Annotated in this window: 25 protein-coding genes; 11 read left to right on the forward strand and 14 right to left on the reverse strand. The window is 62.0% G+C overall.

Annotated features, from left to right (window positions below; all coding sequences use genetic code 11):
* Nucleotides 1-19 precede the first annotated feature (19 nt).
* On the reverse strand, nt 20-265 hold the full coding sequence (locus ASG79_RS23435; protein WP_156400165.1) for a hypothetical protein: 246 nt from the start codon (nt 263-265) through the stop codon (nt 20-22).
* 428 nt (nt 266-693) lie between these two features.
* Here ASG79_RS23435 and ASG79_RS04505 point away from each other — a divergent pair, with 428 nt between their 5' ends.
* Complete coding sequence (locus tag ASG79_RS04505) at nt 694-1,017, forward strand: hypothetical protein (protein WP_235509734.1); 324 nt, start codon at nt 694-696, stop codon at nt 1,015-1,017.
* Nucleotides 1,018-1,245: 228 nt separating this feature from the next.
* Here the strand turns inward: ASG79_RS04505 and ASG79_RS04510 are convergent, their stop codons facing one another.
* The 4 genes from ASG79_RS04510 to ASG79_RS04515 form a co-directional block, all read right to left on the reverse strand.
* On the reverse strand, nt 1,246-2,058 hold the full coding sequence (locus ASG79_RS04510; RefSeq protein WP_056388805.1) for a hypothetical protein: 813 nt from the start codon (nt 2,056-2,058) through the stop codon (nt 1,246-1,248).
* Complete coding sequence (locus ASG79_RS22990) at nt 2,055-2,663, reverse strand: RNA polymerase sigma factor (RefSeq protein ID WP_082581672.1); 609 nt, start codon at nt 2,661-2,663, stop codon at nt 2,055-2,057. The genes ASG79_RS04510 and ASG79_RS22990 overlap by 4 nt, the downstream gene beginning before the upstream one ends.
* 338 nt (nt 2,664-3,001) lie before the next feature.
* On the reverse strand, nt 3,002-3,502 hold the full coding sequence (locus tag ASG79_RS22995) for a hypothetical protein (protein ID WP_235509735.1): 501 nt from the start codon (nt 3,500-3,502) through the stop codon (nt 3,002-3,004).
* A 989-nt stretch (nt 3,503-4,491) separates the two neighbouring features.
* Nucleotides 4,492-5,820, reverse strand: coding sequence for a hypothetical protein (locus ASG79_RS04515; RefSeq protein WP_056388808.1), 1,329 nt, complete (start codon nt 5,818-5,820; stop codon nt 4,492-4,494).
* Nucleotides 5,821-6,069: 249 nt separating this feature from the next.
* Between ASG79_RS04515 and ASG79_RS04520 the strand changes: the two genes are divergently transcribed.
* Nucleotides 6,070-6,372, forward strand: a complete 303-nt coding sequence (locus ASG79_RS04520; RefSeq protein ID WP_056388811.1) for a hypothetical protein — start codon at nt 6,070-6,072, stop codon at nt 6,370-6,372.
* Nucleotides 6,373-6,473: 101 nt separating this feature from the next.
* On the opposite strand, the gene ASG79_RS04525 is transcribed toward ASG79_RS04520, so the two are convergent.
* The 8 genes from ASG79_RS04525 to ASG79_RS04560 all read right to left on the reverse strand — a co-directional run bounded on the left by ASG79_RS04525 (nt 6,474) and on the right by ASG79_RS04560 (nt 15,359).
* Nucleotides 6,474-6,815, reverse strand: coding sequence for a helix-turn-helix domain-containing protein (locus ASG79_RS04525; protein WP_056388814.1), 342 nt, complete (start codon nt 6,813-6,815; stop codon nt 6,474-6,476).
* Nucleotides 6,812-7,897: a tyrosine-type recombinase/integrase gene (locus tag ASG79_RS04530; RefSeq protein ID WP_235509736.1), complete on the reverse strand. Its 1,086-nt coding sequence runs from the start codon at nt 7,895-7,897 to the stop codon at nt 6,812-6,814. The genes ASG79_RS04525 and ASG79_RS04530 overlap by 4 nt, the downstream gene beginning before the upstream one ends.
* Nucleotides 7,898-8,416: 519 nt before the next feature.
* Nucleotides 8,417-9,187: an SDR family NAD(P)-dependent oxidoreductase gene (locus tag ASG79_RS04535; RefSeq protein ID WP_056388818.1), complete on the reverse strand. Its 771-nt coding sequence runs from the start codon at nt 9,185-9,187 to the stop codon at nt 8,417-8,419.
* Nucleotides 9,188-9,258: 71 nt separating this feature from the next.
* A complete protein-coding gene (gene gdhA / locus ASG79_RS04540) occupies nt 9,259-10,632 on the reverse strand; it encodes an NADP-specific glutamate dehydrogenase (protein ID WP_056388821.1) in 1,374 nt (457 codons plus the stop codon).
* A gap of 53 nt (nt 10,633-10,685) precedes the next feature.
* The gene (locus ASG79_RS04545; protein ID WP_056388822.1) at nt 10,686-12,086 is read right to left on the reverse strand and encodes an MFS transporter; all 1,401 of its coding nucleotides are present in this window, start codon (nt 12,084-12,086) and stop codon (nt 10,686-10,688) included.
* A gap of 60 nt (nt 12,087-12,146) precedes the next feature.
* Nucleotides 12,147-13,445 carry a flavin-containing monooxygenase gene (locus tag ASG79_RS04550; protein WP_056388826.1) on the reverse strand — a complete coding sequence of 433 codons (1,299 nt, stop codon included), beginning with the start codon at nt 13,443-13,445 and terminating at the stop codon, nt 12,147-12,149.
* 41 nt (nt 13,446-13,486) lie between these two features.
* Entirely contained in the window at nt 13,487-14,206 is a 720-nt protein-coding gene (locus ASG79_RS04555; RefSeq protein ID WP_056388829.1) for an SDR family NAD(P)-dependent oxidoreductase, read from the reverse strand.
* Nucleotides 14,207-14,414: 208 nt separating this feature from the next.
* On the reverse strand, nt 14,415-15,359 hold the full coding sequence (locus ASG79_RS04560; protein ID WP_056388875.1) for a LysR family transcriptional regulator: 945 nt from the start codon (nt 15,357-15,359) through the stop codon (nt 14,415-14,417).
* 304 nt (nt 15,360-15,663) lie between these two features.
* On the opposite strand from ASG79_RS04560, the gene ASG79_RS04565 reads away from it, so the two are divergent.
* The 5 genes from ASG79_RS04565 to ASG79_RS04585 are packed head-to-tail and all read left to right on the forward strand — an operon-like array spanning nt 15,664 to nt 19,516.
* On the forward strand, nt 15,664-16,542 hold the full coding sequence (locus ASG79_RS04565; RefSeq protein ID WP_056388845.1) for a substrate-binding periplasmic protein: 879 nt from the start codon (nt 15,664-15,666) through the stop codon (nt 16,540-16,542).
* A gap of 56 nt (nt 16,543-16,598) precedes the next feature.
* Entirely contained in the window at nt 16,599-17,384 is a 786-nt protein-coding gene (locus tag ASG79_RS04570; protein WP_308422253.1) for an amino acid ABC transporter ATP-binding protein, read from the forward strand.
* Nucleotide 17,385: 1 nt separating this feature from the next.
* Nucleotides 17,386-18,024: an amino acid ABC transporter permease gene (locus ASG79_RS04575; protein WP_056388848.1), complete on the forward strand. Its 639-nt coding sequence runs from the start codon at nt 17,386-17,388 to the stop codon at nt 18,022-18,024.
* Nucleotides 18,024-18,668 (forward strand): amino acid ABC transporter permease, encoded by a 645-nt coding sequence (locus tag ASG79_RS04580; RefSeq protein ID WP_056388849.1) that lies wholly within the window; start codon nt 18,024-18,026, stop codon nt 18,666-18,668. The genes ASG79_RS04575 and ASG79_RS04580 overlap by 1 nt, the downstream gene beginning before the upstream one ends.
* Nucleotides 18,668-19,516, forward strand: coding sequence for an aspartate/glutamate racemase family protein (locus tag ASG79_RS04585; RefSeq protein ID WP_056388851.1), 849 nt, complete (start codon nt 18,668-18,670; stop codon nt 19,514-19,516). The genes ASG79_RS04580 and ASG79_RS04585 overlap by 1 nt, the downstream gene beginning before the upstream one ends.
* Before the next feature lie 535 nt (nt 19,517-20,051).
* Here the strand turns inward: ASG79_RS04585 and ASG79_RS04590 are convergent.
* Complete coding sequence (locus tag ASG79_RS04590) at nt 20,052-21,404, reverse strand: IS110 family transposase (protein ID WP_235509737.1); 1,353 nt, start codon at nt 21,402-21,404, stop codon at nt 20,052-20,054.
* A gap of 441 nt (nt 21,405-21,845) precedes the next feature.
* On the opposite strand from ASG79_RS04590, the gene ASG79_RS04595 reads away from it, so the two are divergent.
* The 4 genes from ASG79_RS04595 to ASG79_RS23810 all read left to right on the forward strand — a co-directional run bounded on the left by ASG79_RS04595 (nt 21,846) and on the right by ASG79_RS23810 (nt 24,776).
* Nucleotides 21,846-22,274, forward strand: coding sequence for a hypothetical protein (locus ASG79_RS04595; RefSeq protein ID WP_056388855.1), 429 nt, complete (start codon nt 21,846-21,848; stop codon nt 22,272-22,274).
* A gap of 320 nt (nt 22,275-22,594) precedes the next feature.
* Entirely contained in the window at nt 22,595-22,945 is a 351-nt protein-coding gene (locus tag ASG79_RS04600) for a hypothetical protein (RefSeq protein ID WP_056388858.1), read from the forward strand.
* Nucleotides 22,946-23,409: 464 nt separating this feature from the next.
* Complete coding sequence (locus ASG79_RS04605; protein ID WP_056388860.1) at nt 23,410-24,423, forward strand: DUF4192 domain-containing protein; 1,014 nt, start codon at nt 23,410-23,412, stop codon at nt 24,421-24,423.
* Between the two features lie 200 nt (nt 24,424-24,623).
* Complete coding sequence (locus tag ASG79_RS23810) at nt 24,624-24,776, forward strand: hypothetical protein (RefSeq protein ID WP_200953146.1); 153 nt, start codon at nt 24,624-24,626, stop codon at nt 24,774-24,776.
* Nucleotides 24,777-25,666 lie beyond the last annotated feature (890 nt).

Consider the following 25,666-nt stretch of genomic DNA (forward strand, 5'->3'; position numbering starts at 1 on the left):
CGCAAGTGCCGGCCTTTCCCTATCCCGGACGGCTGGTGGCAGCCATCCACCAGAACGCTGCAGCCGCGAGAGTGTTGAGCGCGGCGATGAAAACATCACCGCCTGCCTGCCGGCCTACTACCAGGTCGGCAGCCACCAGCATGCAGCAGGCAGCTGCGGCCCCGGTGAAAACCAAGGCCAGGATCCGATGGATCCCTGAATAGCCCGGCCCCGTTCGTGGGCGCCCGCTACTATCGCTGGGACGCTGCGCTGCCGGATCATTCATGCCCTCACCCTACGCAGAACCAGCGCGCGGAACGCGCTGGGGGTTTCGCTGCGCTACACCCTGATAGGCGTCCGCTGACGCGGCCGGCTGTGGGGCCCAGCGCCGGCTCCGCAGAGCTCCGCCGCCCCTGGCCCTCTTGTGTCTACGACGTTTTCTGGTTGCTGTCCTCCGGATTCTAGGCGTCCGCTCCACCCCGTCTAGCCCCTCCTTCGTCGGGGCCTGCGGCCCGGAAATTCCTCTCCGGCGCTCGTTCCTCGCTTATTTCCTCCGAGGATTTTCCCGGCCTTGCCCTCCGGGTAGACGGGCCTCCGTCGGCCGCCGAGCAAGCAAGCTTGCCAGCAACCAAAAAACAACGGGGGAGAGGGGAAGCTGGCCGGTCACCACTGGTCGCCCCACCCACCACAATCCTCTGCAAAAGGAGCAACACCATGAACGCAATCACCACCGAGACGGTGACCACCGCCGACACCGGCGAAGTCATCACCGACGCCCCGGTGCTGCGCGACTACCACGCCAACGGCGGCTACGACTGGATGGACCTCATCGCCGAACACGGCTGGACCGTCATCCCCAGCTGGGGCAGCGAGGGCTGGGACCTTGGCAACTGGCCCTACGTCATGGTCGCCGTCATCCGCACCGCCGATTCCATCGGCAACCTCTTCGGTATCGCCACCTACTGCGAGGGCGACGTGAAAACCTACTGGTGCAGATGCGTTATCCGATCAGTGCGCTATTCGGATAGTTCCCGCTGAGTAGTTCAGGGTAGGCGCTCCAGCTCACGTCCTTGCCTTCTTCGCGATCAAGTATCTACTGCGCGAGTCCCGTTCCCGGCTTGATGGTTGCAAGCGGCGGACGTCTAGATTTGATCTCTCTTTCTAGTCAATTGGACGGACAGGTATGGCCGGGCGGTCGGTTTCTGTTGGTGTCGGGCCGGTGCAGGGGGATGTCTCGTCCGGACCTAGTTTCGCTGGAACTCCCGCTCATTTCCCAGGCGTTTCCCCAGAGATCCCGGAGGCCCCGCCGCCAGCGTTGATAACGAATTCGCCGACGACTGTTTTTCCGGTTGCGTCGTAGACGGGGACGATGAAGGTTTTGCCCTTAACTGATTCCTGCCATGCGAGAGCATCGGCTGGGCTCTTGAAAGTCTTGCTGGCGGTTGTTCCATTGGCGTCATCGAGGTCGGTCCGATAGGCGTAGCCCTGTGTTCCGTTGGTTGCTATCACGGCGACCAGATCGGGGCTTCCGTTGTCGTTTTCTGCGCCGTAGGTATCTCCGTTGGCGTTTGCTCCCCAGTCGGTGGTTTTGGCGTCAACGTATTGGGCTGTTAGTTTCCAACGGGCCTCGGGGCTGGTGGTGATCGTGATGCTCTCATCTCCGGCCTCGAGAGGAATCGTATAGCCGCTCCAGTCCTGGCGTGTTCCCACGTCAGCTTGGCTGCAGATGATGTTAGCGCCGTCCTCAAGGGTGAAGCGCCCAGGGCTGAGGCAGTTCAGCTGGACATCGATGCCCGTAGCACCTTCGGGGGCCGGACCGAGCTGAACAGTGGCCGTTCCCGTGTGAGTCTCCGTCACAGGTGACGCCAACGGCGTTATTTGAGTTGAGCCCGGAATGGAGACCAGGCCCCCGGCGGTGGCGCCTACCCCGCCCAAGACACCAACGCCGGCCAACACGACTATGCCGGCCTTCAACCAGGTCCCTCTCCGGGTACGGGTGGGGCTAGTTTTTTCGACCCTTTCGATCAATTCGGCTCTCAGGGCATCACTAAAGACGTCATCAATATAGAGAGGTTTCATGGCCGTTCTCCTTCCAGGACGCGAGTTGGGGCAGTGGGAGTTTTGGTGGAGGGTTCAGGGCTCAGAGCGGCTCTTAGGCGCAGACGAGCCCTGTGCATGCGTGACTTCGCGGCGGCCGGAGTGAGATTCAGAACGGCCGCCGCGGCAGCGATCGTTTGTTCCTCGAAGACAATCAGGCTCATTAGATGCAAGTCCTCTTTGCTAAGCGTTCCCAGCGCGAGGGCAACGTCCTGATCGAGCTCGTTCTGGAAATGCCAGTGTGGATCTGCGGCAGGGTCGCTGGCCTCCAGAACACGCGGAAGGGAATTCAGAAGCCGCTGATAGCGTAGGGCAGCGCGGGTCCAGTTGCGCGCCACGTTCGTGGTCGTAACTAGCAACCAGGGAAGAATGGAACCTTCAACGATTCGAACGTGCTTTCGCCTGCGCCACAGTTCAAGAAACGAAGCGGCCATAATGTCTTCAGCATCGTGGTGGTTGCCGGAAAGACGATACGCATGGCGGAAGACCCTGTCTCGGTGTCGGTTGTAAAGAGTGCCGAACGCGTCGCCATGGCCCGAAAGGCTCCGGTGCCACAGCCCCTCTTCTCCCGTTTCTATGCTCCCCATACCCTTTAGTGTCCAGCAAAGCCCAAAAGGTTTCACCAAACGCAAAAAAAATTAAACGGAGTACAAGCCACACATGCTTCGCCTACCACCAGGCCCCACAAACCGGCTTCCGGTCGTTTGAGTGAGCCGGAAACTCGCCAGGAATGCTAGCGACCAACCAGCTGTTTCCCAATAAAAGACGAAGAAGACCGGCACCAAATCTAACCAAGGTGCCGGTCTCCCCACGGTCAAACTGTGCGGACCCTGTCGCGTCCGATACTTTCGCTCCCGGCTGTTTTCGTCTTGGCGGTCAACTTGGGCCCGACCCCGGCAAATGAAAACTTGTGGGAAGTTCTTCCTTAAGGAGAGCCGGGCGCGCGCCCGATCGAGTTCTCTTGCTCACCTGTACCAATGATTGTGAAGGTCCCGATGACAGTCCTCCCATCCGTCTCGAAAACGGGTATTTGCCGGTTTGCCTTACCTTCGGTGTCTTGCCATTGAATTGCTTCCTGCGGACTCCTGAAGTTCTTAGCAGCGGTTGTTCCGTTAGCATCATCAAGATGCTTTTTCAGCACATACCCGGATTCTCCGTTGTCAGCCTGAACAAGAATGAGATCCGGTTCTGTTTCTGGTGAAGTAGCTAGCAGTGCCGAGCCGAAGCTCTGTCCACTAGCATTGGTTTTGTAATCGGGGTTAGGCATGGCTTGCGTCTCTGTGCCCGGTGCCGCGGATACACCGTCCGGCGCAAAAATTGCCACAGCTGGTCCGACCGCTGCTCCAGCGCTTACTCCGGCCGCCGCACAAATTGAAACGCCGAGCAAAATTCCGATGGTTCTCTTGAATATTGACTTCTTCATCATCTCCCCCAAAGTTTTAGCTGTTTTGGTTTACGGTCCGGTATGTGTAGAACGCGTCATATCCTGACCCGTTCCATCCTTCGGTGACGCCGTAGCTGTACCAAGTACCCGAGTAGTATCTTGTGCAGGATCCGCCAACTGCATATGCGGTGTTGGAAGGGTTGTATCCAAAGGAACCTTCACAGCTGAGGGCGCCGCCGCTCGTAAAGAGCCTTCCCCGCGCGCCTGCGTATCCAATAGGTGTGTTGCCACCTACCCTGCGAGCCCAACTTTCAGCGGATGCCTGGCCGGTTGTAGTTTTGATTCGCGCAAAGTTTTCATATTGAATTCCAGCAACGGTGTAGTAGCCCGTAGTACCCCAAACATCCCCAGCGAAAGCAGCACCTGCACCAAAGGACGTGACAAAGGCTGAAAGCATAACCGCCGCTATAAGGTGCCGCTTTCTTTTGCGTCCTCTCATAGGCGCTGGACCTTCGATGACGTTAGATATCTGCATTTTTACCCCAAAGATTTTTCCGGACGGATGATGTGACGGTAATGCACGCCGCAGTAAGAGCAATAGGAAAAATGGCCTGCATCAAGGATGAAGGTACTTTCGAGGGGTCAAAGCGGACAGGATGGCATGGCATGCAAGTCGCCTCGAGGATGCGGCGGTAGAAGGTGTTTATTGCAGCGGACATTGTGAATGGAACTGATGTGAAAGAGCAAAACACGCAAGGGTGTCCTGAAATAGACACAAGAGTCTTCTGAAATCAGGGACTACTCGGGCATCACTAAGAAACTCAACAAGCGACCTGAATTACCCCCAATAATCGGCCCCCCTTGGCCGATTGGAATGATCTTATGAGCCGTCGATTATTAAATCAAGACCGTTTACAAGCTAAAAATTCCTTGCTGCGCCGGCTTCTCCAAACGCTTTTCAGAGGGCGTCGGCCTACCGAGACTTCGGATGGCCATCCTCTTCGAGGGCGATTTGACCCTGACGTAGGGCCCTATTGGATCAGGGAGCTATTCGAACACTGCTCAGTGCGCAGCTGGGGGTAGGCGTTCCAGGACCGAGCTGCCACTTCGGCCCAGCCAACGGCTGCTTCGGTGCCGAGCCCCGTGAGATCACATAAAGGCCGGATAGGCAGCTGCCCGGCCAGATTCGTCAGGGCTGCTCCACGAAGTTGCCGGGTATCAACTCCGACCTGGCGAAGCCCGCGGGTCAGAGCTGAAGAATTGGCATGCTCTCCGGCGTTGCGGGAGGGAAAGAACCACCCGTTAGGGTCTGATGAGGGGCGGGGGTAGGTTTCTTGCCGGTATTGGCGGATCAGCGCCGTTAGTGTGGGTTCCGCGAGAATATGTGATGTCCCGAACCAGAGTTGGGTTTGTGTGTCGTCGGCGCAGATCTTGGCGTTGGTGAGTGCCACGATGTGGGTGAGCCGCTGGGCGTAGAGCCCCACGAAAAGGCCGGCGATACGGATCTTTGGTGGGATGCTGGTATCCGTTTCAAGCCGATGAACCAGCTTGCGGTAGTCAGCTTCGGTCATCATGGAGGCCCGCTTGTCTGGCCTGTTGCGGTCTATCGAGAGCTTGGGCATCAGTGCGTTGGTCCAAGCCCACGAAAGAAACGACGGCAAATGGGTGCGGAAACGTCGACCACTAATCTCCAAGATGCAGGTTTCCAGATGCGTTTGGTTTGCTTCGGAGAGGGTGAGGCCGGACGCTGTCAGATGTTCGAGGTATCGGGCCGCCACCGTCAGTTTGTCGCGTCCATGGTACTGGGCGTTGCGGCTCAGAGGAGATCGACGGGCTTTGATCCGAAGGTTCCGTCCGACGTTCCAGCGCAGATAAGGCTCCAGCACGCTCTTTGCGTGTGGTGGCTGCGACCGAAGGAAGTTCTTGGCCCAAGTGTCGAAGCGGCGGAGGTTTTCGTCGCGGGCCGGGAGTAGTCCCGAAGCAGTCAGCAGGGCGCGGACGTACTCAGCGGATTTGGGCCGGTGCCATTGATCCAGGGTGTCGTGGTCGAGGGGAAGCTCATTGTTGACCAAGCCGCAGATCAACTCGGCAGCGGGTCTGGTGCTAGCAAAGTGGGTGACAGCGGCCATGGTGTGCCTTTTCAGCAAGTTCTGTCGGAGGGGTTCGAAGGCAGCGTTGATAACGCCGTTGTTGTCGGTGATGAGTTCAAGGGTGCGCAGCTGAGCGACGCAGGTGTGGCACCGTTTTCCATGTAGGTCGTCTTCGGTTCCGCAGTCGATGCAGGCGTACTGGGGTGGGACCCCCGCGCAGCCGGCGCAGCAGGGGCTGTTGTTCTGGTCGAGGTAGGCGATGATCCGCATGGCGCCGCAGCATGGGCAGGGCCGTGCAGTGGTTTTGAGTCGCCGGAAGCAGGAGCGGCATTGGGGCCCGCCGAGCCGGTAAGCGGCGATGCGGGCGAGAGTGCCGCAGCTGTGGCAGGTCAGGACCGTACCGGGGGCGCAGTGGTAGCACTGGGGCCCATCTGGGGTGCGCTTTACGATCTGACTCAGGGTGCCGCAGCCAGAGCATTCTTTTAATGAGGCAGGGTTTTTTCGCCAGCAGGACCTGCAATGTGCAACGCCGTCCGGGCGGGCGAGGATGATGGCTTCTTTGTCGCAGATGCCGCAGGGACGCAGTACCAGACGTCTTTCGCATCGGCCGCAGACGCGCCCGTCATCGGGCAGCGTTTTGACGAGCAGCCGTTCTTCCTTGCAGGCCATGCACAGGGGCAGGACGATCCCTTTGATTCCGCTCATTTGAAGGTCTCGAAGCAGCCGTTGGGCCAAGCGCGGCATGAACGGGTCGCCGTCGGTCGCGAAATAGGGGACCTGGAGGGCGTAATTACGCAGAATGCTTGTCGCCCGAATGGATGAGGCGTTCGTCTCGATCCATGTGCTGAGAAATGCTGCCTCGGCTTGGCTGGTGGGGCCGGGCAGGCTGGCGAGGATCTCCAGCAGTGAGGTGTCCAGGGGTTTCAGTTGCCGGGACGGCGGATTCGAGCTGGCACGGGGCGCAGATCACCGATGGGTTGCAGGCCTGCGGTTTCGCCGGAAGCTGTCCGCTCGGCCGGCGCCGCGGCCGTGGCTCGGGTGAAGGTGATGAGGTCGTTGGGGGTGCAGTCCAGGATGTCGCAGAACGCGGCGAGAACTTCGAGGTTGAGCCTGGACGGGGTCGACGTGACGAGCCGGTAGACCTGCTCGCGGGAGAGTGATACCCCGTGCTCGGCCATCAACGGCACCAGATCGGTGGTTTGGTAGAGCCCCTTTGCGGCCATGAGTTGACGGATGTTCCAGGAGATCACGTAAGCGTTGTTCATTGCTGGGGGCCTTGCTGTTCGGGCTGGCGGATCCGTGCCAGCGCCTTGGAAAGGATCCGGTTTTTGTAGTCATCGCTGACGTCGGTGTAGATCGCGGTGGACGAAGCGTAGGAGTGGCCTACCTGTTCCGAGACGAACCGTTCCGGGTACCCGTATTCAACCAGATGCGTCACATAGGAATGCCGCAAGCTGTGCAGGGTCAAGTGGGGATCAAGCCCAATCTCATCGCGCAGCAGCGCGAACTTCTCGTCCACGTGCCTCACCGACATCCGCGAGCGTCGCTCCGTCACCCAGACCGGGTTGAGATCCCCAGGCCGGAATCTTGGGCGGGCGGCCTCGACCCATTGCCGTAAACCGTCTACGGCCCAAGCGAACTCCGGCACGGCCAACACGGTGCGACGCCGCGATGGCCCGCCCTTGTTGGCCTTGGCAAACCGGACATGGACGCTGCCGTAGCTTCCCCAGTCGGGATTGTTCGGGTTGGAACGGAGATCGGCCAGATCCAGCATGCAGGCCTCCCTTCGACGCAATCCGAACGCGTAAACGGTCTTGAAGAACTGAGCGTCTCGCAGGGCGCTGAGCGCGCCCTTCTTTCCGGCAGCGATAATCCGTTCCACTTTCTCATCCGCGTGCCTGAAGAAGGCCTCGGCTTCATCAAACGTCAGGGCCCGCTTCGCCGGCCGGCCCTCAAACTCCGCAACGTGATGCCGCGTGTTCCAGTCATGACAGATCTGCACCGGGTACGACCCAAAGCGCTCCTGACAGACCTCGGGCCATTCATACCTTGGATCCGTGATGTACGAGCAAAACGTCCTGATCATGCCGTGATAGCCGCGCAGGGTCGAATGCGCCGCAGGTTCCGGCCGATTGATCAATGAAACCGTGAAGTCCTCCACGTCCGCGGGCTGCCACTGCCAGGGATATTCGCCAGTGAAATGGGCGAAGCGCTTCACCAACGCGATGTTGCTCCTCGTGGCGGTTGGATTCAGGCCGCGGCTGAGCCGTTGACGCTCCCACCCGGCCAGCATTCCTTCGAAGGCGGCCTGCATCGGATCCAACGGAACCACGTTCGACGGCAGCACTCTCACACCCAACGAACCAACCATCCGAACCCCCCCGAGCGTCGACCTTTAGCATCATTGAAGCATAAAACTACCTAATGATGCATTAAACGCAAGTCCCACGTTGCCGCAGAGTGCGGCATACAGGATGGGACCACCGGGTATGGCAGTCTTCGCTAGCGCTCAGCTGGCGGACGTCCGCTGGCGCGGCCGACTGGGGGTCTGTTACCAGCTCCGCAGAGCTCCGCCGGGCCCAGACCTGGGCTGTCTACGACGATGCTCCTATAGGCGTCAAATTGTGTTTTGAGCTGCTGTCAACCATCCCAATCATCTTGCCGGTAGATTTCCGGGCTGGGGCGCGCAATTGAGGCAGCGGACGAGTTCCCGGTTGCTTTTGCTGTCCGTCCGCCCTTTCGGTTGGCAAGATGCCATATGGACCAGGACGACATGATGCCGGACATGGTTGGCTTTGCGGACGGCCACTACCGAGGCCCGATTGCCGCTCCTTTTGCGGTAATGCCACTCGCCACTCTGACGGGTTCATCTCGCCAGGAATCCGCCATCGACGACGAGTTCCGTTCCCGTGACGAAGCTTGCGTCGTCGCTAACGAGATAAGCAACAGCCGCGGCGAGCTCGGCAGGGTCCGCTCGCCGACCGAGGGGTGTCTCCGGCACCACGCCGCCTTCCGGTTCGGCGGCGTTGATGGGGGTGTTCACACCGCCCGGCACCAGTGCATTCACTCTGATCCCATCCGAAGCAAGTTCGAGGGCGGCGGTCCGGGTGAGCCCGAGGAGCCCAGCTTTGCTCGACGCATACGAGGCGTACCCGATGGCTCCGGACGGCCCAAAGATTGAGGAGGTGTTCACTATCGAGCTGCGGGTGCCCGCTCGAAGGAGGGGGATCATTGTCTGGATGCCGAGGAACGGGCCAGTAAGGTTCACGCTGAGGATGCGGTTCCATGTTTCGAGTGATTCTTCCGCCAGCTTCGTCACACGGACGATGCCGGCGTTGTTGACGAGAATGTCCAGTCGCCCGAACCTCGTATCGATCACCTCGTAGGCGCGATGCCAGTCATCCGGGCTTGAGACGTCGAGGTGAAGGTACGTGGCGTCGAAGCCTTTGGCCCGGAGTTCTTCCGCGGTCTTCTGCCCGTCTTCGTCGAGGACATCTGCGAGATAGACCGTCGCACCTTCGTTTGCCAGCCGAAGGGCATGGGCTGCTCCCTGACCCCGTGCGGCGCCGGTGATGAGAGCCACGCGATCGACGAGGCGCCGCGGGGATGGATCAATGAGAGATGGGTCGGTCGGCATGTTTCCCTTTCGGTTGAAGCTGTGCGGGGTCATCGTCACCACGTCGGCAACGGAACCTACTTGTGTGAGTCTTAGACGATCCCTTGGGCGAGCATTGCGTCGGCGACACGGATGAATCCACCGATTGATGCACCGGCCACGTAATTATCGGGGTCGCCCGTGTAGGTCGCAGCGGTGGCCCGGACGTGGTCATGGATGTGCCGCATGATGCTTTCGAGGCGGGCTTCGGTCTCCCCGCGGCTCCATGACGCCCTCGCCGCGTTCTGTTGCATTTCCAATGCCGAAGTGGCTACACCGCCGGCGTTGGCAGCCTTGCCGGGACCGAACAGGACTCCGGCATCTCGGAACAAGGCAACAGCACCAGCGGTGCAGGGCATGTTGGCGCCTTCAGCGACGGCCTGGACACCGTTGCGGATGAGTTCGGCCGCGTGCTGTTCTCCGAGTTCGTTCTGCGTCGCGCAGGGGAGCGCCACATCGCAGGGCAGATCGAAGACTGATCCTCCGGCCACGTACTTCGCTGAGGGCCGTTCGGCTGTGTATGCGGAGAGCCGGGCCCTCTGCACTTCCTTGACCTGCTTGAGCAGGGCGACATCAATGCCGGCCTCATCGAGAATGTAACCGCCGGAATCGGAGCAGGCGATTACGGTTGCGCCGAGCATCTGGGCCTTCTCGATGGCGTAGATGGCGACGTTTCCTGAGCCGGACACGACTGCTCTGCGTCCTTCGAGCGTCCGGCTCCGAGTCGCGAGCATGTCCCGCAGGAAGTAGACGGCGCCGTAGCCGGTCGCCTCGGTCCTGGTGTGCGATCCGGCCCACCCGATGCCTTTGCCCGTGAGGACGCCTGCCTCGAAGCGGTTAACGATGCGCTTGTACTGGCCGAACATGTACCCGAGTTCGCGGACGCCGACGCCGATGTCTCCGGCCGGTATGTCGGTGTGTTCACCGAGGTGGCGGTGCAGTTCGGTGATGAAGGACTGGCAGAACCGCATGACCTCGGCGTCGCTGCGCCCCGCGGGGTTGAAATCGCTGCCGCCTTTGCCGGCGCCGATGCCTTGTCCTGTCAGCGCGTTCTTGAAGATCTGCTCGAATCCAAGGAAACGGATGACACCGAGATCGACGGTCGGGTGGAACCGGAGTCCCCCCTTGAAGGGCCCCAGAGCGCTGTTGAATTCGACACGGTATCCGCGGTTGACCTGCACGATACCGGCGTCATCGACCCACGGGACACGGAACATGATTTGGCGTTCCGGTTCGACGAGTCGGTCGAGGATGCGGGCCTCGACGTACTCCGGATGCCGTACCAGGGCCGGTTCAAGGTTGGACAGCACTTCGTCGACTGCCTGATGAAACACTGCTTCTGCCGGGCTGCGTCGCCGAACGGTCTCGGCCAGGTCCGCGACATACGGGGATGCCGTGGTATTCAGGCGGGTATCCGTGATGGTCATGTTTGCTTCATTCCTTCTTCTTGCGTCGAATGCCTTTGACGGGCGCAGCGTGGCTAAAGCGCTACCGTGCCGGTCGCCTTAGCCTGGGAGGGGGATGTTTTGTGACCTTCGGCCGGGGACTGTGCTGCGGAGGCGAGGTTGCGGTTGCGGGTTTCCTCGGCCCAGAAGAGGCTGATCACGAAGCCCAGTGCTGTCAGCCCGGCGCCGATGAGCATGGTCGGTCCGGTACCGAGGCCGCTGAGCGAGACCGGGACCAGGTAGGTGCCAATGGCTGCGCCGATGCGGCTCACCGCGGTGGCCAGGCCCACGGCGCTGGCCCGCAGCTGAGTGGGGAACAACTCGTTCGGGTAGATGAACACCAGGATGTTGCCGGCCCCGTTGATGACCGCGAAGAGGAAGAAGAACGCCATAACGAACCAGCCGGGAGCGTCGGGCCAGATGCCCAGCGGAACGAGGGCGAGGGCCCCGAAGAGGAAGCTTCCGAGGATCAGTGGACGCCTGCCACGGCTCTCCACCCATTTCATGCCCGGGAAGGATCCAAGGAGGAACCCCAGGTTGAGGATGATCTGTCCAAGCGTCGCCCCGGCGGTGTCGTCGCCGAAGCCCAGGTGCGAGAGGATGATCGGGCCATAGGTGAACAGGGCGAACTGCGGGATGGCGAAGCACATCCAGGTCAGTCCGCAGAAGAGGATCCGTCGCAGGTTCATGCCGCGAAGCAGATTAGTGAACCTGGCAGGGCGCTGCGGCTCTTCCTGAGCCACCATGTCGGTGATTTCGTCGGTCGTAACTTCGCGGCCGAGAACCGACGAAATGTCCTTGCGCGCCTCTTCGGTACGCCCCTTGGTGATGAGCCATCTGGGGGATTCGTGCGCCCCCATGCGGAGCAGCATGACGATGACGCCGAACACGGCGCCACTGGCGAGCATCCACCGCCAGGAGCCGGCGCCGAGGGCGCTGGTGAACGCGAACCCGACAAGGTACGCGACGACGGCACCCAGAAGCCAGACCACCGACAGCAGCCCGATCATGGCGCCCCGGTACTTTTTGGGCATCCATTCGGTGAGCAGTGAGGTGGCGATGGGGTAGTCCGCGCCGACCGCGAGACCGACAATGAAGCGCAAGGCGATGAGCTGCCACCCCGCATCGATCCAGAGGCATGCCACCGATGCAATGATCATCACCAGCAGGTCCGCTGTGTACATCACACGCCGACCGATACGGTCTGTTACGGGGCCAAAGACCAGGCTGCCGACGAAGAGCCCGACGAGGGACACGGCACCAGCGATGCCGATGCTTGCAGGGTCCAGAGCGAGGTCGGAGTTGGCCCCGGTCAGTGCAACACCGATGATGCTTAGCAGGAAGCCGTCCAGGAACGGGCCGCCCGAGCAGGCCGCGATCAGTCGTTTGTGATATTTCGTGAGCGGGCTGTCGTCGATGAGATGGGTGCTGCTCATTGGGGGTCCTTGGGTTTGGTCAGGGGATTTGAAGAGATTCGTCGGGTCGGACAGGATGCTTCACTTCGCGAGCTTCGCCGGGTCCGCCGGGGCCGTGGCCGCGAATGCGTCGAGCAACCGCCCGGTGTCGGTGATCTGGTCATTCCAGATGTCGCGGGGGATGTCGATTCGGTCATCCGCTTCCTGGAGCCGCCGCAGGTAGGCGGCGATTCCTGCGTCGCCGTCCCGGGCGTTTTCGTGCATCGAGATCATCCGCGCGACGATTTTGGCTTGGACGCCGTAGACCGGGATCTGGGGGCCGCGGGGTGCGGTCATACCTATGTAGTAGAGCTTCTCGAGTCCTTGCGGGATGATGCCCGCGGCGTAGCGCAGCGGATTGCCCTTGCGCCGTGGGACAAGTGCGTCATCGAGGAAAGGCAGGCTGGAGTGGAAGCCTGTGGCCCACAGGATCGTGTCATAGTCCTTGGAGGAACCGTCCGAGAAATGCACCGTGTGCCCGTCGAAACGCTCAATGCCTTGGCCGATCACCCCAACGCGGCCGTGGTGGATCCAGTACAGCAGCAGGTCATTCACCACGGCAGGACCGTCGGCGAGGGCGCGGTGCTGGGGTACCGGGAGCCCGGGGTAGTCGGTGTTCTGGCCGATCGAGACGCGGGCGAGCAGCCGTGCAATGAGGTCCTGCTCAGAGGGGGAGAACTCGGCCATGAAGTCCAGTTCAGCGCGCGGGCGGCCGAAGTACATTTTCGGCTGGAAGTATGCTCCGTGCCGGATGAGGACGTCGGCTTCGAGCCGGTGTTGTGCGACGTCGACGGCGAGGTCGCAGCCCGAGTTGCCGGCGCCGACGACCAGCACCCGCGTCCCTTGGATGTCGCCGACGTTCTTGTAGGCGCTTGAGTGGATCTGCTTTCCGGCGAAGGTGCCGGACACCGAGGGAATCTTGGGATGCCACAGGTGCCCGGGGGCGATCAGCACCCCATCGTAGATTCCCGCGCCCTTGGATGTGGTCACGTTCCACCCTGCTGAGCCCACTGGGCCATCGGTTTCAACCGGGGTGACGGACAGGACTTCGGTGTTGAACATGATCCGCTTGTCGTGCCCTCTCGCCTTTGCGAAGGATGCGATGTAGTCGCGGATCTGGTCGCGCCGCGGGAAGTGTGGATAGTCCCCGGGCATCGGGAAATCCTCGAAGATTGTCTGATTGCGTGAAGTGATCAGGTGCAGGGCGTCGTAGTCGGTGTTCCAGTGCCCACCGACGCGGTCACTCTTCTCGTAGCAGTCCACGTCGAAGCCGCGCTGGGTCAGGACGTCGAGGGCGGACAGGCCGGCTGCGCCGGCGCCGATCACGCAGTAGGTGCTCATAGTGTTCGTTGTTCCTTTGGATGATGTGATGCGCGGGGTGGTCAGCGGAGGACGTCGCCGCCGGAGAGGACGATGGTCTCCCCGGTCATGAAGGACGCGTCAGGGCTTGCCAGGATCGCCACCCACCGGGCGATTTCCTCGGGCTCGGCCACACGGCCCAGCGGGATACCGGCGGACGTGGCTTCCATGCGGCCGGTGGCCGCGTTGCCGGGTGTGTTGACCCATCCTGGCGCGATCGCGTTGACGCGGATCCTCCTGGGTGCCAGTTCCAGGGCCAACTCCTTGGTCAGCATGACGACGGCTGCCTTGGAAGCGCCGTAGAGAAGCTGGCCGGGAGAGACAGTGAACGCGTCGACGGAAGCGAAGTTGACGACAGCCCCTCCATTGGGCATATGGGCCACGGCCTCCGCGGTCGTATTCAGGATGCCCAGCACGTTGACATCGAATATCCTGCGGTAGAGGTCCTCGGTGAAATCGGCCAAGGTGCTGGGCGGGTAGATACCGGCAACGTTTGCCAGGAGGCCGACTTCTTTCGATGTGGCAGCGACATGTTTTGCTATGGCGTCCCGGACCTGGTCACGATTGGTGACGTCCACCTCGACCGTTCGAATCGTCTCTCCTGCGACCTCGAACTCGGTTGCCACCCGGTCGAGGGCCAGGACGTCCCAGCCCTCCTTGACCAGGGCCTCCGAAGCCGACCGGCCCATGCCGCTCGCGGCACCCGTGACGATCGCGATTCCCATGCTCGAAGCAGGCATCATAGAAAATTCCTTAGTCTGGACTTGGCTCGTTGTGCAACAGGTCACTTGGGAACTGCTGATAATCCAGTATTGAGCGGGCTGAAAAGCCCGTCTACGGCCATCTGCGAGGGCCAGCCATAGGTTTTTCCTAGGGGCGGGGGCGAGGCCTGAACTCAGGCGGTGCTCGGGCTCCGCCGCGAGCCGGTCCCTGTCCGCGGGATCGGTGCGATCAGTCGGAGGCGGGGCTGGTGGGCCGGGTCCGGGCCATCTGCAGCCGGGCGAGGATGCGCCGCGCCAATCGCATGAATTCGGCGGTAGCGGGGGAGACCGCGCCGGCCCGGCGGGTAATGAATGCGTAATGCTCGGTTACGGGGGGCTCCAACGGGGCCCAGAAGAGTCCTTGCTCGGCTATCAGCGAGCGTCCCACGTGGAAGGATACGAGCGAGTCGCCGACCCCCCGCGCCGCGAGCTCAAGTGCGTGGGTCTGGAATTCGACCTCCACGATGGGATCGAGAGTCATGCCCGCCGACTGGGCACGCTCCAGGAGTGAGACGCGCAGCGGATCATCATGAGACCATCGGGATTCGGAGAGGATCAGCGGGCGCTGGGCGAGTGTGGTTATGTCCACCGGCTCGCGGGTATGTTCCGCTCGTCGCGAGACGTAGACCACCTGGTCCACGAACACGGATTGCGTCACCACGAGTTCGCGGCTGTCAATCGGGAGCTGGACGAGTCCTGCTTCGAGATTGCCCTCGCGCACAGCGTCTGCGACCTCCGATGAGTTCAAGCCGGTCACCCGGATCCGAACTCCCGGGTGTTTAATCCGAAACTCTTCGATCAGCTCGCTCAGGAGGTACAGATGGGCGCTGCTGAACGTGCCGAAGGACACCGTCCCCTCCTCGAGGGAACGGACTCGCCTGCTCATCTCGGCCATCGCTACGACGTCGGCAATCGCCCTTTCGGCAAGAGGCAGCAGGTCCTGGCCTGCGTCGGTCAGGATCAGTTTCCGGGCAGTGCGGGTGAACAGGGCGACCTCTAGGGTCCGTTCGAGTGCTGCGATCTGCTCGGAGAGGCTCGGTTGGGCGATGTGGTGAACTTCGGCTGCGGCGGCGAAGGTCCGCAGGCGCGCGGCAGTGACGAAGTACTCGAGCTGCCTGATCGTTGGGAGAGGCATGCAGCGGCCCATCTATAGGAAAATCCTTGGTCTTCCACAAGATACTCCATATTGCTCGTGGATATCCCCGTTGATGTACTTGGTGACCAACGCAGGGAAACGCTTCGGGGAGAAGAAAGCGAACAATCTCTCCGTCACAGTTGCCGCCTCACCGGCGACGTCCCGCTTCGCCACAGAGCCCGTCCGGCCTGAAGACCTCTCCGGCATTCGGTTCTGAATCTCCCAGTCGACCGCTCCGCCGCGCGAGTGGCCCGATGGCACTTTTTCCGGAAGCACCGCCCCCAAGCAAAGGAAGCACCCCGCCATGATGCACCCCCCGACGACCCGCACGTTCCGCACCATTGCCTTCCTCGGCGTCATCGCCGCGTCCGTCGCCCTTTCGGGCTGCGAGTCGGCAACGTCAGCTACGTCCTCCGTCTCATCCGATTGCACCCCGAAGGATAAAGGACTAACGACGTACACCCCGGGCACGCTGACCGTTGGTGTTCCCGAGAACCCGCCCTACACGAAGACCGAGGGGACCAGCGCCTCGGGCCTGGAAATCGACGTTGTGACGAAGCTTGCCGCAGCAGAATGCCTCAATGTCGCTTACGTTCCCATCACCTACGCCAACGGCATCCCGATGATCAGCGAGCAAAAGCGGACCGACATCAGCACCGGCGGATGGTACGTCACCGAGGCCCGCGCTAAGCAGGTCGGCTACACGACACCAACCTTCTACGACACCATGGGCATCGTCTCCAAGACAGGCGCCTCAACCGTATCCGACCTCCAATCCATCGGGACAGTCGGCACCGGCACCGGATTCTCCTGGAACGAGGACATGACTAAGGTCCTGGACGGGAACCTCAAGCAATACCCGGGCACCGTCGAAATGAAACAGGACCTGGTGAACGGGCGCCTGCAGGCCTCACTCGACGGGTACGCCGTCGCCGTCGCCGCGTATAAGGGGACCGACTTCAAGGTAGAGCCCGCCAAGAAGGATGACCGGGTAGCGATCACGACATCGCAGCCGACGATCGCCTTCCCGGTCGCAAAGGAGAACACCGCGCTCTCCAACGCCTTCAGCGCCCTGATCGACTCATACCGCACGGACGGGACCCTCACCTCCCTCCTGACCAAATACGATCTCCCGGCCGACCTCCTTGTGCCCGCAGACAAGGCAGCAACCTCCATCCGTTGACCCCTGAGCCGGGCGCCGCCCCTCGGCGCCCGGCTCGTACCCAAGGAGTTCCGTCCGTGTCCCAGCAGCTGATTACGGAATCACAACAGGTCACGTCCGCAGGCGTGACGATCACCAACCTCTCCAAGAAATACGGCGACAACCAGGTTCTCGACAACATCTCAATTAACGTCAAGCCAGGGAGCGTCACAGCACTGATCGGTCCCTCCGGATCGGGAAAAAGCACACTGCTGCGCTGCATCAACCTGCTTGAAATCCCCGACGAGGGCACAATCACGGTTGGGACAACTACCGTCGAGGCAGGCACGAAGGTCAGCGACCGCGCCCTCCTTGACCTCCGCCGTCAAGTCGGAATGGTCTTCCAGTCCTTCAACCTGTTCCCCCACATGAGCGTTCTTCGGAACATAGCCTTTCCGCAGGAAAAGATCCTTGGACGCAGCCGAGAGGAAGCCGAAGAACGTGCCCTGACCCTCCTGGACCGCGTGGGGCTCCGGGAAAAGGCACAACATCACCCTGACCGATGCTCGGGCGGTCAGCAACAGCGCATCGCCATTGTCCGGGCGCTGGCGCTGAACCCCCGGGCGATGCTCTTCGATGAACCGACCAGCGCCCTCGATCCTGAGGTCGGCCTCGAAGTCCTGGCCGTCATGCGGGAACTCGCCGCTGGCGGAATGACCATGATCGTGGTCACTCACGAGATGCAGTTCGCACGCGACGTTTCTGACCACCTCGTGGTCATGGCAGATGCGCACATCATCGAAGAGGGCCGCCCCGCTGAGATCATGGCCAATCCCGTCCAGGAGCGTACCCGCCGCTTCCTTAGCGCCGTCCTGGAACGCTGACGTGGAAGTCATCGCCATCGTCCTCCTAGGACTACCCATGACGTTGCTCGTGACGGTTTCCTCCTTTGGAATCGGTGCGATTATGGCCATTCCCCTCATGCTCGGGCTGCGTTCTAACTACCCCCCAATACGCGCTGTTTTTCGCCTGATCGTGGACCTCATACGCGGGGTGCCCACCATTGTGTGGCTGTTTCTGCTCTACTTCGGCGTGACCTTGGGTCACCTGCGGCTCACCTCGCTATCGGCCGCCATCGCCGGGCTCGGGATCGTCTCGAGCGCCTATCTCGCTGAGATCTACCGTGGCGGCTTCGCAACACTCGCCCGTGGCCAGATTGAGGCATCCCACGCGCTGGGTCTTAGTCCAGCCACCACCTTCATCCGTGTGCTCGCACCCCAAGCACTACGCACCTCGCTGCCGTCGATCACCACTTTTCTGCTGGCCCTCCTAAAGGATTCGTCAATCGCGTCGACCATCGGCGTGACCGAAATGGTGTTCTCGGCAACCACGTTCTCGCGCCAGAACCCCGGTACTGCTGGACTTACACCGTTCTTCATCGCTGCAGGCGTGTACGTCGTCGTGAGCGTCCCGCTCGCGATCGTCGCCCGGCGGCTCGACTCCCGTCTCCGGAGGAACAACTGATGGACTTCGTTCAATACCTGCCCCAGCTGGGCCAAGGACTGCTCGTCAGCCTCCAGCTGACTGCCATTTCGGTGACCTTCGGCTATGCGGCCGGCATGCTCCTCGCCCTTGGCGTCTCATCCCAGCTGCCCTGGCTGAAATGGCCCACGCTCATCATCGTAGAAGTCGGAAGAGGCATCCCCTCGCTCGTCGTTCTCTACGTCGTCTACTACGGTCTGCCATCCATTGGCCTGCTCTTCGACAACTTCGCTGCCGCTGCCGCCGGCCTCACTTTCACCGTTGCTGCATACTCATCCGAGATGCTGCGTGCGGGCATCCAATCGGTCCACCGTGGGCAGAACGAAGCCGCCATGGCCCTCGGGCTCCCACAAACATCGACCTTCACCCGCATCATCCTTCCCCAGGGTCTTCGCTCGTCTATACCGGCCCTCATGGGCCTGGCCATCCAGTCATTCCAAGGCACGTCCCTGGCCTACTCCATCTCAGTGAGCGAGTTGATGAGCAAGGCCTACCAGAGCAGTTCCATCACCTTCCAGTACTTACAGATCTACGCGATCACGGGACTCGTCTTTGCGGTCATCGCCGTACCGTCGACATGGACCTCCGTCTGGGTAGAACGCCGGCTTGCCAAGGGCTTCGCCTGATGAAGACGATAACTTGGCTCGAATCCACACACGGCGATCCCGAACTCAACGAGCTGTGGGAATTCCTCGCACAGCAGGTAGAAGTCCTCGCCGCAGGGCGCGCAAAGACGCAGCTACGACACGTCTCGGTGGCCGCGGGCGGCATCCGCGCGCCTGCGAACAGGCTCATGAACGACGCAGCGATTCTCGCCAGCAGCCTCAAAATGCAGATGGAATCCGACGCCGTAGTCATCGGTTGCTGGGGCGCTCCAACAGAAGCTGTTCGATCCGCGCTCGGAATCCCGGTCACCAGCCTGCCAGATGCCAGTACCCGTGCAGTTGGAAGCCTCGCCAAGCGGGCAGTCGTCGTGACCGTAGCACCCTCCCTCGCACCAATCTTCACCGACGACCTCGTCCGTCTGGGCGCCAGCGGATTCCTGGCGGATCGGCCGGTCCGATCCTATGACCCCGAATCAACCCACGAAGATGTATTACGAGCCATCAACGATCCAGCCGACCTGATTCATCGCTTCGACAAAGCGGCGGAAGAAGCAGTCCGGGACGGGGCGGACGCGATTGTCGTAGGTTGCGGCTACCTCGCTCCAATCTTCTCCGCTCATGGCTATGAGAGCGTCCTAAACCACCCGGATGTTCCGGTACTGGACTGCAACCGCATTGCCTTCGAACACGCCCTGCAACTGTTGGCTCTGGACACCGCAGGGATCCGGCCTTCCCAGCGGGGATACGTCCGCCCCATCGGAGCTCGACAGGACTTACTCACCGAGGCCGCAGGGCGGCTAACCGACTCCGACACCCCAAAAACCAAACGCCGCTCACCCCGGCTCGGACCTGCTGCCGCCACCGGTTAACGAAAAGGCAAACAATAATGAGACTTCAACACACCGTCCAAGCCATCGGGGAGGCCACCCCCATCGGGCCGCAGACCGGGGAACACTGCCCCACGACCGGGTGGTGGGTCGTACAGGGTTCCGGCCGACCGCGTTTCATCGCTGAAGGGGACCTAATGCCACCCTTCGACGGTCGTCCCGTGACCTGGGCGAAGCAACACACTTCTGATTCACCGCCGCGGAAGGTGGCTCCGATGCACGAACCACCGCCTGTTGACCAGTCAGCTTTCAGCTTTGGTCCCCAAGGGGGAGCTGTCCCGAGCCCCAACCCCGGAGGATGCGACGATAGGTGCCTATTCTGCTCGCTTCCGGAAACCGACTGAATGACCGTCCCCCTAAGGATGCTCCCGTAGGCGGAACTAGCCAACCCGGAAGCACCCAATTACTCAAAGGAGTAGGTGGGTGCTTCTCTGCTTGGGGCCCAGGCGCCAGCGAGGAGCTGCTCGCGTGGCGGCAGGCGAAGCCCGAACGGATAGCGAAATGCAGCAGAGAAAGCTCATACAGGCTGGCTTACGGCCTCTGGTAAAGCACACGTCTTGGCAGCTGATGTCAGGGGACGTGTGAAGCGTTGTACTTGGCACTGGTCCGTGAGCCATTGTCGGTAGGTTGCCGCCAAGTCGTCGTTACGGATGTGCCCGCGTTCCAGACGCGAGAGGATGGAAACCCACTGGCCGAGTTCGCCGGCCACAGTCGTGATAGTGATCCCGAGTTCGGTCCGCATCCGGCGGAGGTCGGAGTTATCTGGTGCAGGCCGGAGGTTGGTGATCTGGCGGTAGATTTCCCGGGCTGCGTAACGCTTGAGGCAGCGCATGATTTCGCGTTTGCTCTTGCCCTCGGACGTGCGTTTAGCCACGTAATCCTTGGTCCGTTGACACGAACCCATGCGCACCAGGACCACCTGATGCAAGGCGTTATTGGCGCTGCGGTCGCCGCCTCTACTGAGCCGGTGTCGGGTTGTCTTGCCGGATGAGGCTGGTACCGGGGCGACCCCGACGAGCGAAGCGAACTGGGCCTCGTTGCCCAGGCGGTCCGGGTTGTCGCCGAAAGTGATCAACAGCTGACTGGCTACCTCGGTCCCTACTCCTGGGAGATCACAAAGCATCGGAGCATAGCTATCTAGGATTTCCTTGAGCACCGCGTCAGCAGCCTCGATTTCTGCTCCCAGTGCTTGGCAGCGTGCTGCCAACGCCTTGAGCGTCATAAGCGTTACGTACTCGGGGTCAGCCATGTGCCCGGAAGGTCTCGTGCGTTGTAGGGCAGTAATCAGCGCGGAGGTGGCCAGCGCCCGGTATTTCGCCCGGATCTTGTCCGGGGCCGAAACGAGGAGCGCCTTGATCTGGTTGATGGCCGCGGTTCGGGCCTTGATGGCTGACGCCCGCCCGGAACGCACGATCCGCAGGCATTCAACGGGCCCATCCTTGGCCTTTGGGATCGCCTTCGTCCGCCCCTCGAGCACGGACTTGGCGGCCTGGTAGGCGTCCAACGGGTCGGACTTCCCCTTGAGCCGTCGTGCGGCCCGGTTCGGCCGGTTTACCTCCAGCACAGTGAGCCCTTCACCCCGAAGTGTTCGGGCTAGCTCGGCACCGTACGATCCGGTTCCTTCGACACCGATGGCCACGACTGTGCCGTAGGAGGTGATGAAGTCGATAATTTTCCGGTATCCGGATCCCACGGCCAGGAATTCCTTGTCCGCGATGGGTTTGCCGTGTTCGTTGATCACGGCCACATGGTGTGTGTCGGCGTGGGTGTCGATGCCCGCGATGACTTTAGTTGGTTCGCTTGCCAAGATGGAAATTGCCCCCTCAGTCGAGTTCGATACTGATCGGGCGCGGGCCAGGTGGGCAGACAAAACGGTAATGGGACTGGTCGTATCAGGCTCCTATGAGGTCATGTCCGCCTGGCTCGACACCCCTTTTAACGGACCTTGAGCCGGGGGACAGATCGTCGGGAAGACAGTGCCGCCTGGTACGTCAGTTTTTGGCTGGGTCACGCCGGCTCAAGGACTGTTCCAGTATTACCGTTTTGGCTGCTGTCCCAAGGGATTGTACGTGCCCGTTCAGCCTGTCTAGCCCCTCCGAAGTCGGGGCCTGCGTGCCGGAAATTCTTAAACTCAGGATCCTCGCTCGCTCAGATCCTCCCAAGATTTTCCGGCCCTTGCCCAAGGGCAGACAGGCTTCCATCGGTCACAGCTCCGCAAGCTTCGCCAGCAGCCAAAACAACGGGGGAGAGGGGAAGCTGGCCACTCTCCACGACCGCCCCCAACCTAATTCTCGGCAAAGGACAAAACCACATGAACGCGATCGCTACCGACACCGTGACCACCGCTGACACGGGCGAGGAAATTGAGGGTGTCACCGTGCTGCGGGACTACCACATGAACGGAGGCTACGACTGGATGGAACTCATCGAAGAATATGGCTGGGCAGTGATTCCAAGCTGGGGAAGCGATGGCTGGGGCCTGGGCCAGTGGCCCCTCGTCATGGTTGCCAGTATCCGGACGGCCGATGGCGTTGGCAACCTGTTCGGTGTCGCCACGTACTGCGAGGGCGACGTGACCTGCACCTTCTACCGCAGCAAGTCTGAGCAGCACGAAGCCATTACCAAACACGCCCACTACTGGTGGAAGAACGGGACTGCCCACGGGCCGGACAACCTACCCGAAATCGCCACCGAACTACCCGACCAGGACCGCCGTCCCTACACAGGCTGGACGGATTAAACGACCTGTGGTCAGGCAGGCCGCGTGGCGACCGCCTGTCTGGGCGCACTAATGATGCATCAACCGAATAATGCCCAGTCACCTACTACCGGACCAAAGCCCGGCTGTGGGACGCGATCACCGAACAAGCGTTCTCCAACTGGAAGAACGGGCAGGCCCAAGGCCCGGCAGACCTGCCCGAGGCCGCCGCCGAACTGCCCAGCCGCTACCGGATGCCCTACGCCGTGCGCGACGCCGCCTAACCAGCACTGACAACCGCTGTACTGCCCGGCCCGAGCCGGGCAGTACAGCACCCCAAACGACTTCAAAGGAGCCAGCACATGAGCAACGACACCACCGTTCCCAAGGGCATCACCGCCCTGATCTACCGCGACGCCCTGGGCACGGACTTCTCGAACCGGGGCATCTCCGCCCGCGTCATGGAAGTAACCGTCATCGGCGAAGGCATCGACCCGGTTTTCGAGGCCACCGAGGAACGGCCCCCCGTCCGACTCGTCAAAAACGAGCACTTCCACCGCGAAACCGTGATCCACGCCGTGCCCGTCACCCCGGAAGGCGAACCCGCCCCGTGGTACATGTTCGGCGGCACTTTCATCTGCAGCAGTGACGCAAGGTTCCGCCGCGCAGCTGGACACTACGGAGCCGTCCCGCTCCACGACCGCCGCGAATAGGCCCGAGGGTGGCCGGTCTTTTGGGGCCGGTCACCGCGGGCGGTCCGCCGTCGTGGCTGGCTTGCGCTGGTGGTTGACGGCGGCGGACCGCCCATCCCGCAGCGGCCAGGTGCCGGGCGGCGGGCGCCGGCGGCAAGCCCTTCGTTGGCAATGACCCTGGGGTTGTCCGTGGACGGTGGTGAGGCAGGCTCGCAGGGCTCGCCCTGGTTTCCGCTGCGCTTCAACCAGTTGAAGGGCGTCCGCTGGCGCGGCCGGCTGTTGGGTCCAGGGGGCGCCGTCGCAGAGCTCCGGACCCCCTGGCCCTTCTTGTCTACGACGTTTTCTGGTTGCTGTCCTTCGGATTCTAGGCGTCCGCTCCACCCCGTCTAGCCCCCCAGCAACCAAAAAACAACGGGGGGAGAAGGGGAGCTGGCCGGTCACCTAAGCCGCCCCACACCCCTCACGTCTCTGCAAGGACAAAAACCATGAACGACTTCATCAAATTCACCGGCCCGGCCGACGTCCTGGCCTTCATCCCGCACACGCTGGGCGAGACCCCCACGGAGTCCTTCGTCGCCATGACGATGCAGGGCAACAAACTCGGCGCGACCCTGCGCGTGGATGCCCCGTTCGGGCAGGATCCGGTCGGTTACGCCCAGACCATCGTCAGCTACCTGACCGCTGACGAGTCCGCCACCGGCACACTGCTGGTCATCTACACAGACGAGACCACCCGCGACGGCAGCCGCCCCTATGCCGGGCACGTGCAGGCACTGCGCACCGAACTGCAAACCGCAGGGATGCCGCTGCAGGACGCATGGCTGGTGACCTCCGAGTTGTGGCGGAACTACCACTGCACCGACATCACCTGCTGCCCTGCCCAGCCGCTGGACTCGATCACCACCAGCAACGGCAACGCCGCCCTGATCTACCGGGGGAGCGCCGTCACCGGGTTCACCGCGCCCGCACCCTTCACCGGTGACGAGACGGCACGGGCGGCAATCGCCGCGCACAAGCCCGACGGCTGGCCCGAACACCTCGAAGCCAGCCGCGCAACATGGGCCAAGGTGCTGGACGACCCCAAGAGCCTGACCACCCACACCGCGCACCAACTGGCAGGAGCGTTGCAACACCCCACCATCCGGGACTACATGATGAGTGACATCGTCCCCCACGCCCCGGAGCAGTTCACCTCCATCATGCTCGGTGTGTTCCTGAGCCGACCGGACTGGGCCCGCGTGGACACGGCCCAAGAAGTCGCCTTCGAACTGATGAAAGCCACCCCGGAAGGGCAGCGCGCCCCGATGCTGTGCCTGATCGGCTGGCTGGAATGGCTCAAAGAACGGTCCAGCTTCGCCGCCCGGTACTTCAAGCTCGCACTGGACGACGTCGCCGGATACCGGCTGGCGGACCTGCTGGGCGAACTCGTCAACCGCGGTCTCGTGGCAGACTGCACACGGGACCCAAGAAAGGCCTATGACCGCCGCCTGAAGCACTAGCTTCAATGAGGGCCGGACTCCACCACAAAAGGGGTCCGGCCCTCCCGCTTGGATCTTCCCCAGGTGCGCGGCGGCCTCCCCCGCTGGCGCTCCGCCGGCCGCGTAGCCGCTGCGCGGGCGGCGCGACTTCCAGCCCGCGCGCAGGAACTGCCGATACTGTGAAAGGACACCGCAGCCCGTACAGCCAAGGAGTCCCGAGCGTGGCCGATCAATTCCGCATGACCGAGGACGATACCGTTTCCCCGGACGCGAGTCCCCTTGAAGACATCCTGGAGCTGAGCCTGCTCACCGCAGGCCCAGCCACCGGCCCCGTGGACCGGCCCAGGAAGGACCACCGACACTACGAGCTGTAAAACGCAGGCAGGCGCTGACGCTGCCCCACAGATTCCCTTGCAGAGGAAACAGTCAAGAGCCGGCACCACGTGCCGGCTCTTGACTGTTTGCGCGAGGGGTTCACTAAACCCTTGCATCGCTGTGTTCCGCCGGTTGCCTCGCCCCCCGATTCCGCTGCAACTTGCATAACAGTCCCACGCTAACCCCCGCCGCGGCCGCCGGGGAGAAACTGAGGGTCCGCATTCCAATGGAATACGGACCCTGAGCTGGGTAAACATCCTGCTGCTTACGCCTCAAGCATGTCACACACGGAGGCTCCTGCAGGAGTTTTTGGGCCTTACCGTCACCGGCCAACTGGGGGGAACAGCCGGTGACGGAGGCAGTACAAGTTTACCGCCGCAAGGACTGGTTTCCGCTGCGCTTCAACCAGTTGATGGGCGTCCGCTGGCGCGGCCGGCTGTTGGGTCCAAGGCGCACCGTCGCAGAGCTCCGGACCCCCTGGCCCTTCTTGTCTACGACGTTTTCTGGTTGCTGTCCTTCGGATTCTAGGCGTCCGCTCCACCCCGTCTAGCCCCTCCNGCCGTCGCAGAGCTCCGGACCCCCTGGCCCTTCTTGTCTACGACGTTTTCTGGTTGCTGTCCTTCGGATTCTAGGCGTCCGCTCCACCCCGTCTAGCCCCTCCGTTCCTCCGGGGCCTACGGTGCAGGAATTTCCCTCCGGCGCTCCTTCGTCGCTTATTTCCTCCGGGAATTTCCCGCCCCTTGCCCTGCGGGGTAGACAGGGCTCCGTCGGCCGCCGAGCAAGCAAGCTTGCCAGCAACCAAAAAACAACGGGGGGAGAAGGGGAGCTGGCCGGTCACCTAAGCCGCCCCACACCCCTCACGTCTCTGCAAGGACAAAAACCATGAACG

The sequence above is a fragment of the Arthrobacter sp. Soil761 genome (genome assembly GCF_001428325.1).
Classification (GTDB): domain Bacteria; phylum Actinomycetota; class Actinomycetes; order Actinomycetales; family Micrococcaceae; genus Arthrobacter.

What these genes read in the sequence shown, in the direction of transcription:
- ASG79_RS23435 (WP_156400165.1), bottom strand. Translation starts at nt 265, where the DNA reads ATGAATGATCCGGCAGCGCAGCGTCCCAGCGATAGTAGCGGGCGCCCA.
- ASG79_RS04505 (WP_235509734.1), top strand. Translation starts at nt 694, where the DNA reads ATGAACGCAATCACCACCGAGACGGTGACCACCGCCGACACCGGCGAA.
- ASG79_RS04510 (WP_056388805.1), bottom strand. Translation starts at nt 2,058, where the DNA reads ATGAAACCTCTCTATATTGATGACGTCTTTAGTGATGCCCTGAGAGCC.
- ASG79_RS22990 (WP_082581672.1), bottom strand. Translation starts at nt 2,663, where the DNA reads ATGGGGAGCATAGAAACGGGAGAAGAGGGGCTGTGGCACCGGAGCCTT.
- ASG79_RS22995 (WP_235509735.1), bottom strand. Translation starts at nt 3,502, where the DNA reads ATGATGAAGAAGTCAATATTCAAGAGAACCATCGGAATTTTGCTCGGC.
- ASG79_RS04515 (WP_056388808.1), bottom strand. Translation starts at nt 5,820, where the DNA reads ATGCGGATCATCGCCTACCTCGACCAGAACAACAGCCCCTGCTGCGCC.
- ASG79_RS04520 (WP_056388811.1), top strand. Translation starts at nt 6,070, where the DNA reads ATGTGCAACGCCGTCCGGGCGGGCGAGGATGATGGCTTCTTTGTCGCA.
- ASG79_RS04525 (WP_056388814.1), bottom strand. Translation starts at nt 6,815, where the DNA reads ATGAACAACGCTTACGTGATCTCCTGGAACATCCGTCAACTCATGGCC.
- ASG79_RS04535 (WP_056388818.1), bottom strand. Translation starts at nt 9,187, where the DNA reads ATGCCGACCGACCCATCTCTCATTGATCCATCCCCGCGGCGCCTCGTC.
- gdhA (WP_056388821.1), bottom strand. Translation starts at nt 10,632, where the DNA reads ATGACCATCACGGATACCCGCCTGAATACCACGGCATCCCCGTATGTC.
- ASG79_RS04545 (WP_056388822.1), bottom strand. Translation starts at nt 12,086, where the DNA reads ATGAGCAGCACCCATCTCATCGACGACAGCCCGCTCACGAAATATCAC.
- ASG79_RS04550 (WP_056388826.1), bottom strand. Translation starts at nt 13,445, where the DNA reads ATGAGCACCTACTGCGTGATCGGCGCCGGCGCAGCCGGCCTGTCCGCC.
- ASG79_RS04555 (WP_056388829.1), bottom strand. Translation starts at nt 14,206, where the DNA reads ATGATGCCTGCTTCGAGCATGGGAATCGCGATCGTCACGGGTGCCGCG.
- ASG79_RS04560 (WP_056388875.1), bottom strand. Translation starts at nt 15,359, where the DNA reads ATGCCTCTCCCAACGATCAGGCAGCTCGAGTACTTCGTCACTGCCGCG.
- ASG79_RS04565 (WP_056388845.1), top strand. Translation starts at nt 15,664, where the DNA reads ATGATGCACCCCCCGACGACCCGCACGTTCCGCACCATTGCCTTCCTC.
- ASG79_RS04580 (WP_056388849.1), top strand. Translation starts at nt 18,024, where the DNA reads ATGGACTTCGTTCAATACCTGCCCCAGCTGGGCCAAGGACTGCTCGTC.
- ASG79_RS04585 (WP_056388851.1), top strand. Translation starts at nt 18,668, where the DNA reads ATGAAGACGATAACTTGGCTCGAATCCACACACGGCGATCCCGAACTC.
- ASG79_RS04595 (WP_056388855.1), top strand. Translation starts at nt 21,846, where the DNA reads ATGAACGCGATCGCTACCGACACCGTGACCACCGCTGACACGGGCGAG.
- ASG79_RS04600 (WP_056388858.1), top strand. Translation starts at nt 22,595, where the DNA reads ATGAGCAACGACACCACCGTTCCCAAGGGCATCACCGCCCTGATCTAC.
- ASG79_RS04605 (WP_056388860.1), top strand. Translation starts at nt 23,410, where the DNA reads ATGAACGACTTCATCAAATTCACCGGCCCGGCCGACGTCCTGGCCTTC.